Below are 19,427 nucleotides of genomic sequence, written 5' to 3' on the forward strand. Positions count from 1 at the left end.
CACGGGACACTTTCATGCGGCGGCCACGCCGCCTTTCGCCGGTGAGCACCACGTCCTCCCCTGCACCGGCCACGGCGGGCAGCCCCGCCGTTCCGGGCCCGGTGGCCAGTCATGAGGCGATCCGGCTGCAGCTGCGCAGCTGGCCGGAGGTGGAGGCCTATCTGGAGCGCTGCAAGGGGGTGATCGTGCCGCTCGGCTCCACCGAACAGCACGGGCCCACCGGCGCCATCGGCACCGACGCCCTCACCGCCGAAGCGGTGGCGCTCGAGGTGGGACGCCGAACCGGCGTGCTGGTGACGCCCGCGCAGGCCTTCGGCATGGCGGAGCACCACCTGGCCTTCCCCGGCACGATCAGCCTCCAACCCGCCACCCTGCTGGCCGTCCTGCATGACGTGGTGCTGTCGCTGGCACGGCATGGCTTCCAGCGCATCTTCGTGATCAATGGGCATGGCGGCAACATCGCCACGGCGCGGGCCGCCTTCGCCCAGGCCTACGGCACCGCCGCCGCCCGCGGGCTGCCCCATGCCACCGAGCTGCGTTGCCGGCTGGCCAACTGGTTCATGGCGGGGCCGGTGATGCGGCAGGCCCGGGAGCTCTATGGCGATCGTGAAGGGCACCACGCCACCCCCAGCGAAATCGCCCTCACCCTGCACCTGGAGCCCAGCCTGATCGCCCTGCAGCGCCCCTTGCCGGAAGCGGCGCCGGCGGGCCCGATCCACGGGCCAGAGGATTTCCGCCGCCGCCACCCCGATGGGCGCATGGGCTCCGATCCCTTCCTGGCCACCGCCGCCCATGGCGCGGCCATCCTCGATCAGGCCGCCAGCGCGCTCACCGCCGATCTCGAAGCCTTCCTCAGCGACGGGGAACCGGCTGACTGAACGGGTGGGCGCAGGCTAGGTTCGGCCTCAGATGTGAGCTCCGGTGCGATGAGCAGGATCGACAGTGACGACGTGCGCAAGGTGGCCAAACTGGCCCGCCTGGAGCTGCCTGAAGAGAAGATCGCCACTTACACCAGCCAGCTGGAGCGCATCCTCGATTACGTCGCCCATCTTGAGCAGGTGGACACCGAGGGCGTGCCAGCCACCACCCGCGCGGTGGAAGTGGTGAACGTTACCCGCGAAGACCGGGTGGATCCCACTGCCGTACGCGAGGAACTGCTGGGGTTGGCGCCGCAGCGCCAGGGCGATTTCTTCCGGGTGCCGAAAATCCTGGCCGATTAGCTTCTTTCGCTCAGCTCACCGTGGAGCGGGGCACAGGGGAAACGGCGGTGCGGTGCAGCAGCGCCAGCACATGACGGCGGGCACGGGGGCTGGGGAAGAGCGCGGCGATCGGGCGCAGGCGACTGCGGCGGCGCTTGTGGCTGCGGATGCCGCAGAAGATGTCGTAGAGGAAATTGATGCCGTCGTGGCGGGTTTCAAACAACCCCAGCCGCTGCGGTGAGCCTTTGGATTCGAGCAGATCCTGGGTGGCGCGGTAGGCGTCCTGATACTCGAACCAGGGAATCGAGGGCCAGAGATGGTGAACAAGGTGATAGTTCTGGCCCATGATCAGCCAGTTCATCACGCGACTGGGATACACCCGGGCGTTCTGCCAGCGGTTGCGCGAAAGGAAGGGGCGGTGAGGCAGATAGTCGAAGAAGAGGCCCAGTGTGACACCCACCATCAGAGCCGAAGCGAACCAGACGTTGAGCACGAACGGCAGGAAGTTGAAGCGGATTGAAGCAGCCACGATCGTGAAGAACAGGGCCCGGGCCAGACCCCACTCGAGCAACTCCCAGCGCCGCCAGAGGCGATGGCGGAAGAAGAACACTTCGTGATAGAAGAAGCGCGGCGCAATCAACCACAGCGGCCCGAACGTGGACACGATGTGGTCGGGGTCGCGCTTGGGATCGTTCACATGGGCGTGATGCTGAAGGTGCACCCGCGTGAACACCGGAAAGCTGAAGCCCAGAAGCAGCGCCGCGCCGTGGCCCATCACCGCATTCCAGAAGCGGTTGGGATGGGCGGCGTTGTGGCAGGCATCGTGGATCACCGTGCCCTCCAGGTGGAGCGCAAGGAAACCGAGCAGCAGCAGCACCGGCAACGACCAGTTGCCCACGAACCAGCCCCAGATGCAGAGCCCGGCCAGGGCGTAGCCCGCCAGAAACAGACCCACCGTGGGATTCCACGGCTCCGGCGGGTCGAGATACATCTTCGGCACCGACTGCCGCACAGGAGCCGTGCTGGCGGAGGCGGCATGCTGTTCAGGCGGGAGGGCCAGAGCTTGTGTCATCCCCTGATCCGACGCCCTACTGGCAATGGTGAGTCCTCACCTTACGGGGAAACCGAAGGAAGGGGCGACTCGCCCCGCGGCAGCACCAGCTCCACCAGCGCACCACCGGCTGGATGGTTGCGAGCCTCCACCCGACCGCCGTGGGTGAGGGCAATCTGCTGCACGATCGCCAGGCCGAGGCCGCTGCCGGAGCGGCGGCTGCGCACCCGGGAGGGATCACCGCGGTAGAAGCGCTCGAACAGATGCTTGAGGTCAGTGTCGCTGAACCCACAGCCGCGATCGCGCACCGTGAGCTCCCACCACTGCCCCGTGCCGCTGATGCCCACGTCGATCGCGGTGCCGTCGGGGGTGTAGCGCAGGGCGTTATCGAGCAGGTTGAGCAGAGCCCGGTGCAAGCGGCTCCCATCCCCCCGCAGCGGCGCGCTTGGGCAGGCCGCCAGATCGAGGCTCACGGCGCGCTGGTCGGCCAGGGGGCGCAGGCTGCTCCAGGCCTCCGCCAGCAGGTCGCGCAGGTCGAGGCAGCGGTAGCGCTCGTCATCGCCGGGGAGGCTGTTCTCCAGCCGCGACAACTCCAGCAGGTCCCCCACCAGCTCCCGCAACCGCTCCAGCTCACGTTGCAGCCGCTCGATCAGCACGACGTTGGAACGGGTGGCCTGGGCGGCCAGGCTGTCGCCCACCAGCAGCAGGGCCGTGAGGGGCGTCTTGAGCTCATGGGCCACATCACTCACCCAGCGGCTCTGTTGATCAAGCTGGGATTCGAGCGAGCGGCGGCTGCTGAGCCACACCGCCATCCAGCCGTCCTCTCCGGGCAGCAGGGTGGCTTCCAGCGGCTCGGCCCCGAGGCTCCACTCCACCCGCTGGGCCCGCTCCAGCCGGCGGGAGCGCTGGACTGCCTCCTCCAGCTCGGGTGAATGAACCAGCTGGCTGAGCTCTTCGCCACGCAACAGCGAATCGGCGGGCAGCTGCAGCAGATACTCAGCCTTGGTGTTGATCGCCTGGATGGTGCTGGCCCGATCGAGGGCCAGCCAACCGTGCGGGGCCGCATTCAGCCAGGCGAGCAGCTGGGAGCGGCTGAGCGGCGGGGCCGCCAGCGCACGGGCCTGGAGCGAACGGCGCCGCCAACTGGCGGCCGCCCGGGCCAGGCCCCAGCCGATCAGCACGCCGAAGGCCAGGGTGAGCAGAGACCTCACGGGAACAGAGCCCTCAACCGAAGCGGTAGCCGAAGCCTCGCACTGTGAGGATGTGTTCGGGAGCGGACGGGTTGGCCTCCAGCTTTTCCCGCAACCAGCGGATGTGCACGTCCACGGTCTTGGTGTCCACCACGTAGTCGGTGCCCCAGACCTCATCAATCAGTTGGTTGCGGTTCCAGACCCGGCCGGGGTTGTGCATGAAGAACTCCAGCAGGCGGTATTCCTTCGGCGAAAGGTTCACATTCACCCCCTCGCGGGTGACACGGAACTCATCGGGATAGAGGGTGAGACCCGCATGGCTGATGGCGGGGCGCACCGGAAAGCGCTCGGACGGGCCCTGGGAGCGGCGTAGCAGGGCGCGGCAGCGGGCCACGAGTTCACGCAGCCCGAACGGCTTGACCAGGTAATCGTCGGCGCCGAGCTCAAGGCCAAGCACCCGATCGGTTTCGGTGTCACGGGCGCTCACCATCAGGATCGGTGTGTGGGCATCGCTGCGGCGCAGATGGCGGCACACATCCAGGCCGCCCACACCAGGCAGCATCAGATCCAGCACCACCAGATCAAAGCCACCGCTCGACGCCTGCTGGCGGGCATCGATCTGGTTGATCGCCTGACGGCCGTTGGAAGCACACACCACATCGAAACCTTCATGGCGGAGCGCCTCTTGAAGGGTGGTCCTGATGCCTTCATCGTCATCGACGATCAGCAGCCGTGGCATGGGGGTTCCGGCCCAGGGGGCATCCTGGGCTGAAGCTAGGCCAGGCTCCTGCCGGCTCATCGGCGCTTGGGCAGATGGCTGATCACCAGATGGCGCTGCCCATCGATCTGCAGCCAGCCCTCTTCACGCAGCACGCCCAGCACGCGGGTGACGGTGACGCGGGTGGTGGAGAGGGCGCTGGCCAGTTCCTGATGGGTGAGCCGCAGGTTCAGCCGCAGGCCGGTGTCGCAGGCCTGGCCATAATCCTGAGCCAGCAATTCCAGGAAGCCGCGCACCCGTTCTTCCACGCGCCGCAGCCCCAGCAGCGACAGCATGGTTTCGGCCTGGCGGTAGCGCGACACCAGGGCCTGCATCATCGCCATAGCGAGATGGGGGGACTGCTCGATCTCAGCGCAGGAGAGGCAGAGCAGATCGGAATCGCAGATCGTGTAGGCGCCATAGGCCTGCACATTGGTGAGCGGCTCGCCGAAGGGTTCGTTGGGGCCGGCCAGGCCGAGCAGCAGTGCATCGCCGTGCATGGTGACGGCCTCAAGTTTCACCATGCCGCGCACCACCAGCCAGATGCTGTTCTTGATCAACGGCACACCGCTTCCGGCGGTGACGTGCAGCAGGTTGCGGTTGCGATAGCTGGTTTCGAGGATGTCTCGAATGGCGCCGCTGCGGCCGGCATCACGGAAAGGTGTCGAAACCATGGCCATCACCCGGGGACACCATTGAGCGTATGGAGGACTACCGACAACGAGGCAAAGGCCGGATAAGCAGTCGGTTAAGCAGCGGCTAAGGCCCCGGGCGGCGAGCAAGGCACAAGGGCTGGGGCGCCCCCAATCGGGTGCAATGTTTCAAAGAGGCTGCGGGTCAAGACAAGTTCAAGACCAAGATCAACGCCCCTCAAAAAGAAAGGGGGGCCGAAGCCCCCCTTGCGTTCAGGAACGACCGAGATAGCCCTTCCGGATGGCGATAACGAGCGCCTGAGGGTCAGGAGCCGATGTTGGCGATGGCCTTGCGGGCGCTGCTGAGGATGGCGCCGCGCAGGGGCACATATCCGAGGTCGTCGGCCTTGCCCTGGGCGGCAGGGCTGAGCAGATGGGTCATGGCCGTGCGGATCGAGCTGGCCTTGGCGCCATTGCCCTTGCGATAGGCAAGCACCCAGGTGAGGGTGGCGATCGGATAGCTCTCAGCGCCCGCCGGGTTGGCATCTTCACCCGCCAGCATGGCGTTCAGTTTGATGTTGTTGAGGGCGGCGGCACCGCTCTTGAGGTTGGGGAGCACGAACTTGCCCGCCTTGTTCTGGACGGCAGCCGCGCGGATCTTGCCCTTCACGAAGGCCTGGTTCAGGTAGCCGATCGAGCCGGGGGTGTTCTGGATGATGCCAGCTACACCTTCGTTGCCCTTGCCGCCCACACCGACGGGCCACTTGACGGCTTTGCCTTCACCCACGCGGCTCTTCCAGGCCGGTGAGAAGGAGGACAGGGAGTTGGTGAACGCGAAGGTGGTGCCGGAGCCGTCGGAGCGGTGAACCACGGAGATCCGGCCGGGCTTGCAACCCAGTTGCTTCCAGTCGTTGATCACGCCCAAGAACACATCAGCGGCCTGCTTCTGGGTGAGCTTGAGGTTGCAACCGGGCTGGTTGAAGGCGATCGCGATCGTGCCGCCCACTGTGGGGAACTGGACCACACCACGGCTCACTTTGGCAGCATCAGCGGCGCTGATCGGCTCGTCGGTGGCACCGAAATCAACAGTGCCAGCGATGAATTGGCGCACACCAGCACCTGAACCAACCGACTGATAATTGATCCTCGGACCGCCGCCAGCTGCCAGATCAGCAAAGGCACGTTGGTAGAATGGTGCTGGGAATGAAGCGCCGGCTCCATTGAGTGCGGTCTGTGCTGTAGCCGCCGCACCAACGCCGAGAACAGCAAGAGAACCAAAAACCAGGGCCTTCTTCGCGAAGGTCATTGGAGCAGCCAGTTGAAAGACTCCTGATAGTTAGCAGCGCCAGATGACCAGGCGTGTAATGGAACGGTTAAGAGCCTGTCAAGATCAGAGATGAATGGAACATTCTCAGCGCGAACGGGCTGTTCATGAACGAAACAACAGATCAAATCGTGTAGAGAGCAACTCCCGCCTGCAGGCCAAGCTGTCTCTGCCGGCCACGCCGGCAGCGCCTGACCGCACCCTCTTCCGGACACACCCCTCCCGTTCATGTCTCAGCTGCAGCAACCCTTCGAGCCCCTGCCGCCGCCGCCAGAGGCCGAGGCACTGATCGAAGTGCCGGTGGCGGAGCTGCAGCCCACCCAGATGTGCATCGGCATGGCGGAGGTGCTGCACCGGCGCGCCGACTTCCGAGGCGAACCCGACAAGCAGCGGCGCAACTACCTGCGGAAGAAGCCGGTGCCGCTGGCGCGCAGCGCCGCTGGCGGCCTCTGGATGGTGGACCGGCACCACCGCCTGCGCGGCCTGCTGGATGTGGACCCCGGGGCCACCGCCTACGGCTACGTGGTGCGTCAGCTCGACCACAGCGACCGGCCCTCAGTGCTGCGGGAGTTGCAGGCGCTGGGCTGGCTGTATCTGTTCGACGGCCGCGGCCAGGGCCCCTTGCCGCCGGAGCGGCTGCCCAGCAGCCTGCTGGACCTGCACGACGACCCTTACCGCAGCCTGGTGTGGAAGCTGAAGCGGGAGGGGGTGATCGAGGCGGCCCCTCTGATTCCCTTCCATGAGTTCCGCTGGGGGGCCTGGCTGCGTAGCCGTTACCTGCCACCGTTCACCTCCCTGCGACTGGAGCCGGCCCTGCCGGCCGCCCGCGCCCTGGCACGCTCCCAGGCCGCCTCGCGGCTGGCGGGCTGGAAAGGCTGAGGGCTGAGAGCTAGTAGCTGATCACGCAGCAGCTGGAGGAACCCGGTGCAGGGGATTCCCAGGCTTGACGGCGTTCTGCAGCCGGTCGCGGTCCGCGAGGGCGGAGTCGTGTGCCCGCTCCCGGAAGGCGGTGGTGACGGTGGTGACGGTCAAGACCAGCACGGCGCTTCCAGCCACGGCCAGGAGCGCCAGCCGTCCTGTGCCGACCACCGCCGGTGTGGCATTGCGAACAGAACCTTGGCGGGTTGGGGGACAGCCGGGTGCGTGCCAGGGGGAAACCCACCCTGGAGGAATCGGCCAGCGCCCATACGGTGAAGGGAATGGCGGTCAGGCATGCAGAGCCACGGGTTCGGCTTCTACGTGGTGGTGTTCTTCGCGGTGATCGTGCTGCGCTACTTCCTCGTGGCCGGAATCTCCCATCTGCTGTTGTACCGATCGGAGCCGACGGGCGCCACGGCGATCATGGCCGCAGCGGCTTCGTCGCAGCCTCCGGCGATCGGCCGCCGCCCCTCGCGCCGCTGGATCGGCCATGACATCCGGCTCTCGATGATGTCGGCGGCGATCTTCGCACTGGCGACCGCCGCGATGATGACGGCCTACAACCATGGCTTCACCCTGCTATACGACGGCACCAGCATGCGTGGCCTGCTCTATGCCGCGTTCAGCTATGGCGCCGTGCTGATCCTGCAGGACGGTTATTTTTTCGCCACCCATCGGTTGTTCCATCACCCTGCCCTGTTCGCGCGCTGGCATCAGGGTCATCACCGATCGCCGTGCCCTACACCCTGGACCTCCTTCGCTTTCGATCCGGCCGAAGCGGCGGTCCAGGCGGTGTTCCTCGTGGCGATCGTGTTCGTGGTGCCCCTCCATGTGGTGACCCTGCTGGCGGTGCTCACCACCATGAGCGTGTGGGCGGTGGTGAACCACCTCGGCCTCGATCACCTGCCCGGTTCATTTCCGCACCACTGGCTGGGACGCTGGGTGATCGGCCCCCAGCATCATTCGCTCCACCACCGCAGGCACAGCGTTCACTTCGGTCTTTATTTCACGTTCTGGGACATCCTCTGCGGCACCCAGGATCCTGTCTATAGCAGGGAACTGAGCCCTCGTCCAGAGCCATCATGCCCAGTGTCGCCAGGGACCAGCTAAGCGAAGACGCTCCATTTTCGGGCTCGGTCATACGATGTTGCCGCTGGATCGCAGCTTGAATTGGCCACCCACTTGCAGAGGCATACCCTTCGATTGCTATGTTGAAGACGTCTTCAGGCGCATCCGAACATGCTCACTGGATCTGATTTGCTGGCCAAAGTCAAGGAGCTTGGCGATGCCTCCAAGTCTGAGCTCGTCCGCAGCTGCGGTTATCTCAGCACCAAGAAGGACGGCACCGAGCGGCTCAACTTCACGGCCTTCTACGAAGCTCTGCTGGAAGCCAAAGGCGTGAGCCTCGGCAATGGCGCGGGCTCACCGGTCAGCAAGGGCGGCCGCAAACTCAGCTTCGTGGCCACCGTGCAAGGCAATGGCAACCTGCTGGTGGGCAAGGCCTACACCGGTCTGCTCGATCTCAAACCCGGCGATGAGTTCGAACTGAAGCTGGGCCGCAAGCAGATCCGCCTCGTGCCGGTCGGCGGCGACGACACCGACGAAGACTGATCGTCGGCCCTGAGCGATCAACCCTGGGCGAAGGGTGTTGCAGCCAGTTGCTGGCGCAGCCGATCAATTGACCGACCGGTCCTATCGTGCTGCGCCACCCAAACGAGCGGGCACAGGATCAACGAGAAGCCCAGGGTGAGCGGGACCAGTCCCAGCGCCCACAGGATGCATCGGTTACCGCAGAGATAGTGCACCCGCTGGTGCTCGTTGATCATTCCGTACCGCCGGGCGGCCATCACGATCGCCTGTTCTTCTTCCGTCAGTCCCATCGCCAAGGGGCTCTTGAAGGCGCAGAACTGTTGTAGAGGCCCAGGGTTGAGGTTCCGTTAAGGCCGCCAAGCCGGAGCACCCGTCAGGGTTTGTGGCACCACAGGCGGTTGTGTCGACCGTCACGGCGATGGACTGGACCGGGAGGTCGCGTGTGCGGCGTCGGCCGTTGTTGTGTTGGCGTGTGTGTGGTGCCCGGTTCCGTGGTGCCGGTCACCGGCAGCGCGCGGGGAAGGGGCCTGGCTGCTCAGGTGTTGTCGGCTCGTTCGATCGGCGCCAGGCTGCGCAAATAGCGCTTGCGCTGCCCTGAAGCCCAGGGCTCGTCGATGCGCGTGGACAGGGCGCCGTCAGGGTCGGCTTCAGGACCGGCCGATTCAGGCCCGGCCAGGGATCGGGGAAGCGACTTGTTCATGACGACACATTAAGGAGGCGGCTGGTAGGCCGTTGGTGCGCGGCACAGCCAAACGCATGTGTCAGCGAATGCCAAGCGATCCGGCGGCTCAACCTACGGGAGGCACGATGGTGAAACCCCCTTGCACCAGCCGGCGCCGAGGCCGAACTCCCCCGACTGATGCTGTTTCACATCCGCCATCGCCTCGATTACAGCTACGACCATCCGGTCTTCCTTGAGCCGATGACGCTGCGGCTGACACCGCGGCAGGACGCGAGCCAACGTCTGCTGCGTCACAGCCTGCGCATCGTGGAGCCCCCCCTGGGCCAGGCGAGCATCGTGGAACCCGACGGCAGTGATGCCGTGGTGCTGTGGTTCGGGGAGAAGCGGCAGTCGCTGGTGATCGAGGTGGAGTCGGTGGTGGAGACCCTGCGCGACAACCCGTTCGCCTGGATCGTCACCGATGCCGGCGCTCAGCACCTGCCGGCGCACTACCAACCGGGGGAAGCCGCCTCGCTAGCCCCCAGCTGCGGCGGAGCCGTGGCGGAGCCGGTGCGCAGCTGGGCGGCCGAGCTGGCCGCCGGTGCCCAGCACCACACGCTCGATTTCCTCACCCAGCTCACCGACACCATCCACCTCACCTTCCATCACGTGGGCCGGCCTGACGGTGAACCGCTGCCCGCCAGCGACTGCCTCACCAGCCGCTGCGGTGCCTGCCGTGACACGGCGATGCTGTTCGTGGAGGCCTGCCGCAGCCAGGGGCTGGCGGCGCGCTTCGTGAGCGGCTACTCGATGCACCACCCCCCGGAGGTGAGCGAGCAGGAGCTGCATGCCTGGGCGGAGGTGTACTTGCCCGGCGGAGGCTGGCGTGCCTATGACCCGAGCCTCGGTCTGGCCGTAGCCGACGGCCATGTGGCGATCGCCGCCGCCCCCGACCACCAGCTGGCCGCACCGGTGTCGGGCACTTACCGCGGCACCGGCATCGGTTCCAACATGGGTTACACCGTGCGGCTGCGGGCGGCGGCAACCGCCGCGGAGCTGAACCTGCCGCCAGCCGATGCCTTCCCTGGTGGCGGCGCTTCGCTTGGCGAGGGGGCCGCGATCCGTTGAGCCTTTCCCCCACCCTGCCCTCCCAGCTGCACCGCCTGGCCGCCTTCACCGACCGCGCCGATGGTGGCAATCCGGCCGGGGTCTGGATGGGCGAGACGTTGCCGCAGGTGGAGGCGATGCAACGTCTCGCCACGGCGGTGGGGTATTCGGAAACCGCGTTCCTCACACCGGACCACGGCGACCAGTGGCAGGTGCGCTACTTCAGCCCGGTGGGCGAGGTGCCCTTCTGCGGCCACGCCACGATCGCGGCCGCCGTGCTGCTGGCGGACACCGGAGCCGGCCGGAGCTTCGTGTTTCAGACCCCGGTGGGGGCGGTGCCGGTGCAGGTGGAGGAGCGGGAGGGCGTGCTGCAGGCGTCGCTCACCTCGGTGGAACCCCGCCAGGCGCCGGCCTCTGAGGCCCTGGTGGCCGGGGCACTCGAGGCCCTGGGCTGGCAGGCGGCGGAGCTCGACCCGGCCCTGCCAGCGGTGAAGGCCTACGCAGGCGCCTGGCACCTGGTGCTGGCCACCGCCACGGCCGAACGGCTGGCTCAGCTCCACTACGCCTTCGAACCCCTCAAAGCGCTGATGCTGCGCGAAGACCTGCTCACCCTGCAGCTGGTGTGGCGCCAGGACCGCCAGCTGTTCCACAGCCGCAACCCCGCTCCGGTGTGCGGGGTAGTGGAGGATCCGGCCACCGGCTCGGCCGCTGCCGCGCTGGGCGGGTACCTGCGCGCCGCCGGCCTGGTCGCCGTGCCCGCCACGCTGCAGATCCGCCAGGGCGAGGCCATGGGCCGGCCCAGCCAGCTGCGGGTGACGGTTCCGCCCACCGGCGGGATCGTGGTGAGCGGCGGCGCGGTGCGCCTGCCTTGAGCGGGCGGGGCCTGGGCGAGGCGCGCGGGCTGCTGCTGGGCCTGGCGCTGGGCTTGGTGATCGCCGGCGGCACCGGCAGCGCAGCAGGCGCTGGTGGTGCTGGGCCCATTGCCCACTGCGAGGCGCTCCGGGCCGCGCTGGAGCAGGTCCTGCGCCAGGCACTGGCGGCGGAAACGGCCTTGCTGTCGCGCACCCGCCGCGAGATCTGCCCCGACCTGGAGGCGCCCGCTGAGGCGCCGGCAGTGGTGCCGCCAGTGGCCGGCACGTCCAAGGCCGCCGGGGCTGGCACAGCCGAGGCCCCGGCGATCGATTTCGGTGCCCTGCGGGCCTGCCGGCAGGAGGCCGAGCGGCAGGTGCAGAGCCGCTGGCCCCTGCTGTATACCGATCAGGCTCGTTTCCGCTACTTCACCCCCGCCGGGGCAGCCCTGGCCCGTGAGGCAGATGCCCTGCGGCAGCGCCGTGCGGCGGCGGGCTGCCTGCTCGGCTCACGCCCAGGCCGCCGGGTCGAGGAAACCGTCCAACGCACAGGCCGCCACCAGCACCTGTTCGTTGCTGGGATCGAGCGGGCCGGCCAGCAGTTCGGCGCTGCCGAGCACGGCACCGGGCGGTAAGGCGCTCTGGTCGGGGTCGTAGGCGGTGGGGTGGGTGACGCTGCTCGAGAAACCGCGAAAAATCAGCAGTTCAAAGGGCTCCCAGGCAGAGGCTTGAGCAGCAGAAGCCTCGTTTTCAGCAGCGGCCTCCAGCGCCAGGGGCAGCTGCCCGCGCAGGCGCAGGACGCGGTCGGGGTGCTCGCGGCTGATCTGCTCAAGGCGCTGCAGCAGTGACGACGGGCCCGGCCCCATCAGAAACCGCCCGCCACCCGGCCGAAGCGGGGCAGCCGCACCAGCAGCCACTGCAGCATCCCCACCGCATAAAAGGCCAGCGCCAGATAGCCGAAGAAGGCCGTGAGCCCTGGGGTGAGCTGCCCGCCGAACACGAAGCCGAACACCCGCACGGCCACGGCGTGCAGCTGCCGGGGCGCCTCCAGCCACACCTGGCACACCGGCCGGTTCACCCCACCCACCAGGCAGGTGAGCGCCGTGACGCTCAGCATCGCTGCCGTAACGCCGTAGACGGTGAGCGCCCAGCGCCAGGCTCGCACGGTGAGCGGCAGGGGCCGCCAGGGGGGCAGGTCGTCGAGTTCCTCGTTGAGATCCACCCAGAACCACACCGCCACCACCACCAGCACCTCGGCCACCAACGCCAGCACGTAACCCAGCGGGCGGGCATCGATCAGCAGCAGCACGGAGATGCCCAGCAAGCTGGCCACCTTCCAGTAAATGGAGAGCAGACGCACCAGAGCGCCTTCCCGCCGCGCGACGGCCCACACCAGCAGTACGAACGGAAGCCCGAGGGCGAACACCACCGCCAGGCGGTAATCCAGCCAGACCAGGGTCCGATAAAGCAGATCTGGCACAGGGGCGGTACGGGAAGCGCCATTATCCGTAGTCGTGCTCCGGCAGTAGGGTCCAGTCCATGGCTGCGCTTTCCCTGCCCTCCTGGCTCAAACGCGGTGAAGCGCCGGCCTCGTGCCAGACGGCCCTGTCCCGTCAGCCGTCCCTGGAAGCCGCTGTCGAGGAAGTGGCGAAGGCCCTCGGCAACCGTGGCGCCAACGATCTGGCCCTGGTGTTCTGCTCCACCAGCTACGCCAGTGACCTGCCACGCCTGCTGCCGCTGCTGCGCAGCCGCCTGAATGCACGCCACTGGATCGGCTGCGCCGGCGGTGGAGTGGTCGGCACCGATGCCAGCGGGCAGGCGCGGGAACTGGAGCAGCAGCCGGCGTTGAGCGTCACCCTGCTGCGGCTGCCGGGGGCCGATCTGCAGCTGTTCGAGCTGGATCCGGCCTCCCTGCCCGATCTCGATGGCGACAACCTCGACTGGATCAACTGGGTGGGCGCCGACCCGGAGCGGGCCCGCTCCATGCTCCTGTTCGTGGATCCCACCTGCCAGAAGATCAACGATCTGATCAGTGGCCTGGATTACGCCTACCCGTCAGCCGCCAAGGTGGGCGGCATCGCCGGCCACCACAGCGCCGAACACGGCTCGCTGCTGTTTGACGGCCGCGTGCTCACCGGCGCGGTGGGCTGTCTGATCGGCGGCGCCTGGAGGCTGGATCCGGTGGTGGCCCAGGGCTGCCGGCCGATCGGGCCGGTGTTCGAGATCGAGCAGGCGGAGCGCAACGTGGTGCTGCAGCTCAGCTCCGGCGCGCAGACCAACAGCCCGGTCAACTGCCTGCAGGGGATCCTGCAGTCGCTCACGCCGGCGGAACGGGAGCAGGTGCGCCATTCGCTGTTCCTGGGCGTGGCGCGCAGCAACTTCAGCCTTCCCGGTGACAGCTGCCAGGCGGAACCCACCGCCTTCCTGGTGCGCAATCTGCTGGGCGTCGACCCGCGCAACGGCGCCGTGGCCGTGGCGGAAAAACTGCGGGTGGGCCAGCAGGTGCAGTTCCAGCTGCGCGATGCGGCCGCCTCGCGCCAGGAACTGCGGCAGTTGCTGCGCCGCCAGGCCCGTACCGACGACGCGCCCCTGGTGGCGCTGCTGTTCGCCTGCCTGGGCCGCGGCGAAGGCCTCTACGGCCAGCCCGATGGCGATGTGAGCGTGTGCCGCGAGCAGTTCCCGCAGGTGCCCATCGCCGGGGCCTTCTGCAACGGCGAGATCGGCCCGGTGGCGGGCACCACCCACCTGCACGGCTACACGGCCAGCTGGGGCTTCCTGGTGCCCAACCACGACGACGACGGCGTGCCCCCCGCGGCGGCCCGCGCCGAGGGCTGAGCCTTGGTGCGTCAGCACGTCAACCCGCTCAGCCGGGTGCACCAGCAGCCGCGGCCGTTGCCGCCGCTGGTGGAGCTGTTCGCCCAGCCCCAGCTGCCGCTCCATCTCGACATCGGCAGCGCCCGAGGCCGCTTCCTGCTGGCGATGGCGCCGCTGCAGCCGGGCACCAACTTTCTTGGGGTGGAGATCCGCCGGGTGCTGGTGGAGGCCGCCGAGCACGACCGCCGCAGCCTGCAGCTCGACAACCTGCGCTTCCTGTTCTGCAACGCCAATGTGAGCCTGCTGGACTGGCTGGCGCAGCTGCCGCCGGGCCGCCTGCAGCGGGTCACGCTGCAATTCCCCGATCCCTGGTTCAAGAAACGGCACCAGAAGCGGCGGGTGCTGCAGCCGGCGCTGGTGGCAGCCCTGGCAACGGCCTTGCCCCCCGGCAGCGAGCTGCTGCTGCAGAGCGATGTGGAGGCGGTGATCGTGCCGATGGTGCAGGTCACCGAGGCGAGCGGGTGCTTCGAGCGGCCTGCCGAAGACCCGCGGCCGTACCGCCCCACGAACCCGCTGCCGGTGGCCACCGAGCGGGAGCAGCACGTGCTGTCACTGGGGCTGCCGGTATACCGGGTGCTGTACCGGCGCAACGGCGCGGCCGCGCCCGGTCCGGGGGGGCTGGAGCAAGCCGCCTGCCGCACCCATAATCCGCCCACGCCCGGCGCCTGAATGTCTTCCACCTCCCCCACCGCCCTGGGCCCCGCCAGCGGCTCCGTTCCCTGGCTGCTGCGCTGGCAGGGCCTGCTGGCGGGCTGGGCAGCCGGACCGCTGGGCCGTCGCCTGCCGCTGCTGGCCGGCCTGGTGCTCTGCGCGCTGATGGCCGGGCTGCCGCTGGTGACCCGCACCGGCCTCAGCCTGCTGATCACGGCGGCGGGGCTGCTGTGGCTGCTGTGGGCGCTGTGCACACCGGCGGGGCGGATCGGGCCGATCAGCGGCTGGCTGCTGGTGATGCTGGGTGTGTCGGTGCTGGCCACGGGCTTTTCGCCGGTGCCTGCAGCGGCGGCCAACGGGCTGATCAAGCTGCTGAGCTATCTCGGGGTGTACGCGCTGATGCGGCAGCTGCTGGCCACGGCGCCGCCCTGGTGGGACCGCATCACGGCCTGCCTGCTGGGCGGCTGCCTGCTGGTGAGCGTGATCGGCATCCGCCAGCTCTACGCCGATTCCTCCGCCCTGGCCCGCTGGTCGGATCCCAATTCGGTGGCGCAGGGAACGGTGCGGATCTACAGCACGCTCGACAACCCCAACCTGCTGGCCGGCTACCTGCTGCCGATCCTGCCGATCGCCGTGGTGGCGCTGCTGCGCTGGCAGCGACTGAGCGCCCGGCTGTTTGCGCTCACCACCGCCGTGCTCGGCAGTGCGGCCCTGGTGCTCACCTACAGCCGCGGTGGCTGGCTGGGCCTGGTGGCCGCCTACGGGGTGCTGGCGGTGCTGCTGCTGCTGCGCTTCACCCGCCACTGGCCGCTGTTCTGGCGGCGCGTGTTTCCACTGCTGCTGATGGTGCTGGCGGGGCTGGTGCTGGCGGTGGCGATCGCCAAGGTGGAGCCGCTGCGGGTGCGGGTGATGAGCCTGGGCGCCGGCCGGGAGGACAGCTCCAACAATTTCCGCATCAACGTGTGGATGGCGGCGATCGAGATGATCAAGGACCGCCCCTGGCTGGGCATCGGGCCGGGAAACAGCGCCTTCAACCTGATCTATCCGCTGTACCAGCAACCCAAATTCAACGCGCTCAGCGCCTACTCAATCCCGCTGGAACTGGCGGTGGAAGGTGGCATCCCCGGCCTGCTGGCCGGGCTGGGACTGCTGGTGGCCAGTGTGCGGCTGGGGCTGACCCAGGTGCGTGCCAACGGCCACCAGGCCCTGCCGGCCCTGGCAGCAGTGGCCGTGATCGCCGGCCTGGCCGTGCAGGGGGTCACCGACACGATTTTCTTCCGGCCGGAGGTGCAGCTCAGCGGTTGGTTCTGCCTGGCCACCCTGTCAACGCTGCCGGCCGCCGCCCGAGCGGATGGCTGAGGGCCGCATGAATGGCGGCGAGCCGACCGCCCTGCTGGCCGGCTTCGATGCCGGCCAGACCCACACCACCTGCCGCCTGGCGGCAGTGGATCCCGACGGCGGCTGGCGGGTGCTGGCGGAGGGCCAGGGGCCGGGGGTGAGCCATCTGGAGGCCCCCGGCGGCGAGGAGCGCTTCGGCGACGCCCTGCGCACCAGCCTGCAGGCGGCCATCAGCGCGGCAGGACTGGCCGGGGCGCCGCTGGCGGGGCCGGTTGCCCCCCGGCTGGCCGCCGCAGGCGTGGGTGCCAGCGGCATCGAGCACGGCAGCGGCGTGCAGCAGCGGGGGCAGGCGCTGGCGGCGGCGGCCCTGCAGCTGCCGACGGGGCGCGTGCTGGTCACCGGCGATGAGCGCACCGCCCTGCGTGGCGCCTTCAGCGCCGACGGCCCCGCCGGCGCCGGCATCGTGGTGATCAGCGGCACCGGCTGCATCGCGCTGGGCCGCGACGGCAGCGGCCGCGAGCACCGCTGCGGCGGCTGGGGCTGGCTGCTCGACCAGGGCGGCTCCGCCTGCGATCTGGGCCGCGACGCGCTGGCGCTGGCGCTGGAGATGGCCGATGGCCGGCGGCCGGACACCGGGCTACGCGCCGCGCTGTGGCAGGCCCTCGCCGAGGGTGAGGAGGTGGTGACGGCCCAGCGGGTGAAGGCGATGGTGGTGGCGCCGGCGTTCGGCGCCGCCGGCTTCGCGCGGCTGGCCCCCTGCGTGGAGGCGCTGGCGACGGCAGGCGATACAGACGCGCTGGCGGTGCTGCAGCGCTCCGCCGACGCCCTCGCCGCGCTGGTGCATGGTGTGGCGGCGGCGCTGGCGCTGGGGCAGCCGCGGGTGTGCGGTCAGGGCGGCGCCCTGCGCCACCTGCCGACCTTCGCCGCGGCCTACCGGCGGGCGCTGGCCACCCAGCTGCCGGGCGCCACGCTGGTGGAGGCCGCCGGCGATGCCTGCGACGGTGCCCTCAGCCTTGCCGCCGATCAGCTGGCTGGTCTCTGATCAAACCCCGTTGAGCTCGGCGGCCGCCAGATCGGCCAGATGCGACGACCAGTGATCAACGGCGGCGGGTTCGGCCGCTTCCACCATCACCCGCAGCAGCGGTTCGGTGCCGCTGGCCCGCACCAGCACCCGGCCTTCGCCGCCCATGGCCGCCTCCGCCTGGGCCACCGCCTCGCGCAGGAGCAGGCTGTCCTGCCAGTGCTGACGCCGCTGGCGGTCGGGCACGATCACGTTCACCAGCACCTGGGGATAGGGCGAGAAGCTGGTGTCCATCCAGTCGGCCAGGGAGCCGGCACCGGCATGGATGCGGGTGGCCACCTGCAAGGCCGTGAGCAGCCCATCGCCGCTCATGCCGTGATGGGCCGAGAGGATGTGGCCCGACTGCTCACCGCCAAGGGCAGCGCCGCTGGCGGCCATGGCGGCATGCACGTGCTGATCGCCCACGGGAGTGCGATCGAGCACACCACCTCGCGCCAGCCAGGCCCGCTCGAAGCCGAGGTTGGACATCACCGTGGCCACCAGGCGGCTGCCGGGCAGCTCACCGGCCGCCAGCAGCTCCCCGCCCCAGAGGTAGAGGATCTGGTCGCCGTCCACCACCCGGCCACGGCCGTCCACGGCCAGCATGCGGTCGGCGTCGCCATCGAACGCGAAGCCCATCGCCGCGCCATGGGCCAGCACCGCCTGCCGCAACGGCTCCAGGTGGGTGCTGCCGCAGCCCACGTTGATGCGGCTGCCGTCGGGGTTGCCATGCAGCACCGTGAGATCGGCGCCGAGGGCGCGGAACACCGCTTCACCGCAGGCAGTGGCCGATCCCCAGCAGAGGTCGAGCACGATCGGGCAGCCATCCAGGCGGCGCCCCGCGACGCTCGCCAGCAGGGTGTCGGTGTAGGCGGCCAGCAGCTCGGGCCGCTGCCGCACGGCGCCGCAGACACCGGAGGAGGCGCTGGCCGTGGCAGTGGCACGGCCGCGCAGGCCGGCTTCGATCACCTCCTGCTGCTGCCGGTCGAGCTTGTCGCCGCTGGGGCCGAACACCTTGATGCCGTTGTCATGGGGCGGGTTGTGGCTGGCCGACACCATCAGCCCGCCGGCGGCACCACACCGGCGGATCGCACCGGGCACGGCGGGGGTGGGGCAGAGCCCGAGATCCCACACCTCCCGACCGGCCGCCGTGAGGCCGGCGGTGAGCGCCGCCACCACCATCGGGCCGCTGCTGCGGGAATCCATGCCGACCAGCACCGCCCCCTCGGGCGGCAGCACCTGGCCGCACCAGTAGCCCACCTGCAGGGCCAGCAGGGGCGTGAGATGGGTGCCGACGCGGCCGCGGATGCCGTCGGTGCCGAACCAGGTGCCACCGGCACTGAGTGGCGGGCCGATGGGCAGGGGGGCCGGCTCCGCCATGAACACGCAATCGCTGGGCGCAGATTAGGAGCAGGCCTCCAGGCGGATGCTCCAGGCGGCGCCAGCTACACGCTGCGACGGGGCCACCACACCCAGCGCACCAGTTCGGCCACGGCCCAGAGCAGCAGAGCGCCCACCACCCAGCCGGGCAACGCCCGCAGCGGCCAGAAGGGGCGGAGGAAGAACACCCCCGCCGCCAGGGCGGTCACGGCCAGGGCGCGGCGGCGCTGGCGGGCACCGGGCAGGGTCGTCAACCAGGGAGGCAGGGAGGGCCGCAGCGCCATGGCGATCGGAGACGTGGTTCCAGAATGCCAAGACTTTGCCGGCGTCAGCGCCACCCCTGCCGCCTGTGCCCAGTCCGCCAACGGCCGCTGCCCCGACGCGCGGCCCACGCACCTTGGCGCTCACCGTGCTGGGGAGCCTGGCCCTGCTGGTGCTGGGCCGCCAGGCGCTGAACGCCCGGCCCCTGCCCACCCCCGACACCGCCACGGCAGCGCTGGAACGCACACGGCAGTGGGACCTGGACCCGGAGCGGCGCCGCGAGGCCAGCCTGCTGCTCACGGCCCGGGCGGCGGCCACGCCGGCCCGGCAGCACCAGCTGCTGCAGGGCCAGGGCTGGGGCCGCGATCCGCTCGCCGCGGTGGCGCTCAAGCTCGATGCACTGGCGGCCGGCAAGCTCGGGCAACCCCTGCTGGCCACGGCCCGCTGGCGCGAGCTGCTGCGCCGCTTCCCGGCCGACCCCGCCAGCGCCGATGCGCTCTATGAGCTGGGCCGCAATGACCCTGCCCTGCGCGCGCAGCTGTGGCGCCGTTTCCCCGCCCACCCCGCCGCGCTCGCCGCCGCCGCC

At 69.4% G+C, this 19,427-nt stretch carries 23 protein-coding genes and 1 pseudogene; 12 read left to right on the forward strand and 12 right to left on the reverse strand.

What is annotated here, in order from left to right:
- Nucleotides 1-41 precede the first annotated feature (41 nt).
- Nucleotides 42-878, forward strand: a complete 837-nt coding sequence (locus tag CJZ80_RS14605; RefSeq protein WP_369803113.1) for a creatininase family protein — start codon at nt 42-44, stop codon at nt 876-878.
- 48 nt (nt 879-926) lie between these two features.
- Entirely contained in the window at nt 927-1,220 is a 294-nt protein-coding gene (gene gatC / locus CJZ80_RS14610; RefSeq protein ID WP_094514929.1) for an Asp-tRNA(Asn)/Glu-tRNA(Gln) amidotransferase subunit GatC, read from the forward strand.
- A gap of 10 nt (nt 1,221-1,230) precedes the next feature.
- Here gatC and crtR read toward each other — a convergent pair whose 3' ends face one another.
- From crtR to pstS, 5 genes are all read right to left on the reverse strand, one after another.
- Complete coding sequence (crtR, locus tag CJZ80_RS14615; protein WP_094514934.1) at nt 1,231-2,271, reverse strand: beta-carotene hydroxylase; 1,041 nt, start codon at nt 2,269-2,271, stop codon at nt 1,231-1,233.
- 41 nt (nt 2,272-2,312) lie between these two features.
- Entirely contained in the window at nt 2,313-3,461 is a 1,149-nt protein-coding gene (locus CJZ80_RS14620) for a cell wall metabolism sensor histidine kinase WalK (RefSeq protein ID WP_094514939.1), read from the reverse strand.
- Nucleotides 3,462-3,474: 13 nt separating this feature from the next.
- The gene (locus CJZ80_RS14625) at nt 3,475-4,179 is read right to left on the reverse strand and encodes a response regulator transcription factor (protein WP_094514944.1); all 705 of its coding nucleotides are present in this window, start codon (nt 4,177-4,179) and stop codon (nt 3,475-3,477) included.
- Nucleotides 4,180-4,235: 56 nt separating this feature from the next.
- Nucleotides 4,236-4,871: a Crp/Fnr family transcriptional regulator gene (locus CJZ80_RS14630; protein ID WP_094514993.1), complete on the reverse strand. Its 636-nt coding sequence runs from the start codon at nt 4,869-4,871 to the stop codon at nt 4,236-4,238.
- A 283-nt stretch (nt 4,872-5,154) separates the two neighbouring features.
- Complete coding sequence (pstS, locus tag CJZ80_RS14635; RefSeq protein ID WP_094514949.1) at nt 5,155-6,135, reverse strand: phosphate ABC transporter substrate-binding protein PstS; 981 nt, start codon at nt 6,133-6,135, stop codon at nt 5,155-5,157.
- Nucleotides 6,136-6,381: 246 nt separating this feature from the next.
- On the opposite strand from pstS, the gene CJZ80_RS14640 reads away from it, so the two are divergent.
- Entirely contained in the window at nt 6,382-7,032 is a 651-nt protein-coding gene (locus CJZ80_RS14640) for a ParB-like protein (protein ID WP_094514953.1), read from the forward strand.
- 21 nt (nt 7,033-7,053) lie between these two features.
- Here the strand turns inward: CJZ80_RS14640 and CJZ80_RS14645 are convergent, their stop codons facing one another.
- On the reverse strand, nt 7,054-7,242 hold the full coding sequence (locus tag CJZ80_RS14645) for a hypothetical protein (RefSeq protein WP_094514955.1): 189 nt from the start codon (nt 7,240-7,242) through the stop codon (nt 7,054-7,056).
- Between the two features lie 123 nt (nt 7,243-7,365).
- Here CJZ80_RS14645 and CJZ80_RS14650 point away from each other — a divergent pair, with 123 nt between their 5' ends.
- A complete protein-coding gene (locus CJZ80_RS14650; RefSeq protein WP_094514958.1) occupies nt 7,366-8,181 on the forward strand; it encodes a sterol desaturase family protein in 816 nt (271 codons plus the stop codon).
- Between the two features lie 129 nt (nt 8,182-8,310).
- The gene (locus CJZ80_RS14655; protein WP_094514962.1) at nt 8,311-8,682 is read left to right on the forward strand and encodes an AbrB family transcriptional regulator; all 372 of its coding nucleotides are present in this window, start codon (nt 8,311-8,313) and stop codon (nt 8,680-8,682) included.
- A 17-nt stretch (nt 8,683-8,699) separates the two neighbouring features.
- Here CJZ80_RS14655 and CJZ80_RS14660 read toward each other — a convergent pair whose 3' ends face one another.
- Both CJZ80_RS14660 and CJZ80_RS15395 read right to left on the reverse strand, forming a co-directional pair.
- A complete protein-coding gene (locus CJZ80_RS14660) occupies nt 8,700-8,957 on the reverse strand; it encodes a hypothetical protein (RefSeq protein ID WP_144037046.1) in 258 nt (85 codons plus the stop codon).
- Nucleotides 8,958-9,196: 239 nt separating this feature from the next.
- Nucleotides 9,197-9,361, reverse strand: coding sequence for a hypothetical protein (locus CJZ80_RS15395; protein ID WP_158217496.1), 165 nt, complete (start codon nt 9,359-9,361; stop codon nt 9,197-9,199).
- Nucleotides 9,362-9,520: 159 nt separating this feature from the next.
- Between CJZ80_RS15395 and CJZ80_RS14665 the strand changes: the two genes are divergently transcribed.
- Both CJZ80_RS14665 and CJZ80_RS14670 read left to right on the forward strand, forming a co-directional pair.
- Complete coding sequence (locus tag CJZ80_RS14665) at nt 9,521-10,450, forward strand: transglutaminase family protein (RefSeq protein WP_094514970.1); 930 nt, start codon at nt 9,521-9,523, stop codon at nt 10,448-10,450.
- Nucleotides 10,447-11,301: a PhzF family phenazine biosynthesis protein gene (locus tag CJZ80_RS14670; RefSeq protein WP_233133149.1), complete on the forward strand. Its 855-nt coding sequence runs from the start codon at nt 10,447-10,449 to the stop codon at nt 11,299-11,301. Before CJZ80_RS14665 ends, CJZ80_RS14670 begins: the two co-directional genes overlap by 4 nt.
- A 485-nt stretch (nt 11,302-11,786) precedes the next feature.
- Here the strand turns inward: CJZ80_RS14670 and CJZ80_RS14675 are convergent, their stop codons facing one another.
- Both CJZ80_RS14675 and CJZ80_RS14680 read right to left on the reverse strand, forming a co-directional pair.
- Entirely contained in the window at nt 11,787-12,143 is a 357-nt protein-coding gene (locus CJZ80_RS14675) for a hypothetical protein (RefSeq protein ID WP_094514974.1), read from the reverse strand.
- Entirely contained in the window at nt 12,143-12,757 is a 615-nt protein-coding gene (locus tag CJZ80_RS14680; protein ID WP_094514978.1) for a DUF3177 family protein, read from the reverse strand. Before CJZ80_RS14680 ends, CJZ80_RS14675 begins: the two co-directional genes overlap by 1 nt.
- A 59-nt stretch (nt 12,758-12,816) precedes the next feature.
- Between CJZ80_RS14680 and CJZ80_RS14685 the strand changes: the two genes are divergently transcribed.
- From CJZ80_RS14685 to CJZ80_RS14700, 4 genes are read left to right on the forward strand one after another with little or no spacing between them, the layout of a single operon-like run.
- Entirely contained in the window at nt 12,817-14,112 is a 1,296-nt protein-coding gene (locus tag CJZ80_RS14685; protein WP_094514981.1) for an FIST N-terminal domain-containing protein, read from the forward strand.
- Between the two features lie 6 nt (nt 14,113-14,118).
- Nucleotides 14,119-14,820 carry a tRNA (guanosine(46)-N7)-methyltransferase TrmB gene (gene trmB, locus CJZ80_RS14690; protein ID WP_094514999.1) on the forward strand — a complete coding sequence of 234 codons (702 nt, stop codon included), beginning with the start codon at nt 14,119-14,121 and terminating at the stop codon, nt 14,818-14,820.
- Nucleotides 14,821-16,161, forward strand: coding sequence for an IctB family putative bicarbonate transporter (locus CJZ80_RS14695; protein ID WP_094514983.1), 1,341 nt, complete (start codon nt 14,821-14,823; stop codon nt 16,159-16,161).
- A complete protein-coding gene (locus CJZ80_RS14700; protein WP_233133150.1) occupies nt 16,154-17,182 on the forward strand; it encodes a BadF/BadG/BcrA/BcrD ATPase family protein in 1,029 nt (342 codons plus the stop codon). Before CJZ80_RS14695 ends, CJZ80_RS14700 begins: the two co-directional genes overlap by 8 nt.
- Here the strand turns inward: CJZ80_RS14700 and glmM are convergent, their stop codons facing one another.
- Together glmM and CJZ80_RS14710 are read right to left on the reverse strand one after the other, a co-directional pair.
- The gene (gene glmM, locus CJZ80_RS14705) at nt 17,183-18,580 is read right to left on the reverse strand and encodes a phosphoglucosamine mutase (protein ID WP_094514985.1); all 1,398 of its coding nucleotides are present in this window, start codon (nt 18,578-18,580) and stop codon (nt 17,183-17,185) included.
- Between the two features lie 65 nt (nt 18,581-18,645).
- A complete protein-coding gene (locus tag CJZ80_RS14710; RefSeq protein WP_094514987.1) occupies nt 18,646-18,864 on the reverse strand; it encodes a hypothetical protein in 219 nt (72 codons plus the stop codon).
- Nucleotides 18,865-18,929: 65 nt separating this feature from the next.
- Here CJZ80_RS14710 and CJZ80_RS14715 point away from each other — a divergent pair.
- Nucleotides 18,930-19,427: pseudogene (locus CJZ80_RS14715) on the forward strand (hypothetical protein); the annotation flags it as partial.

It is taken from the genome of Synechococcus sp. MW101C3 (assembly GCF_002252635.1).
Classification (GTDB): Bacteria; Cyanobacteriota; Cyanobacteriia; order PCC-6307; family Cyanobiaceae; genus MW101C3.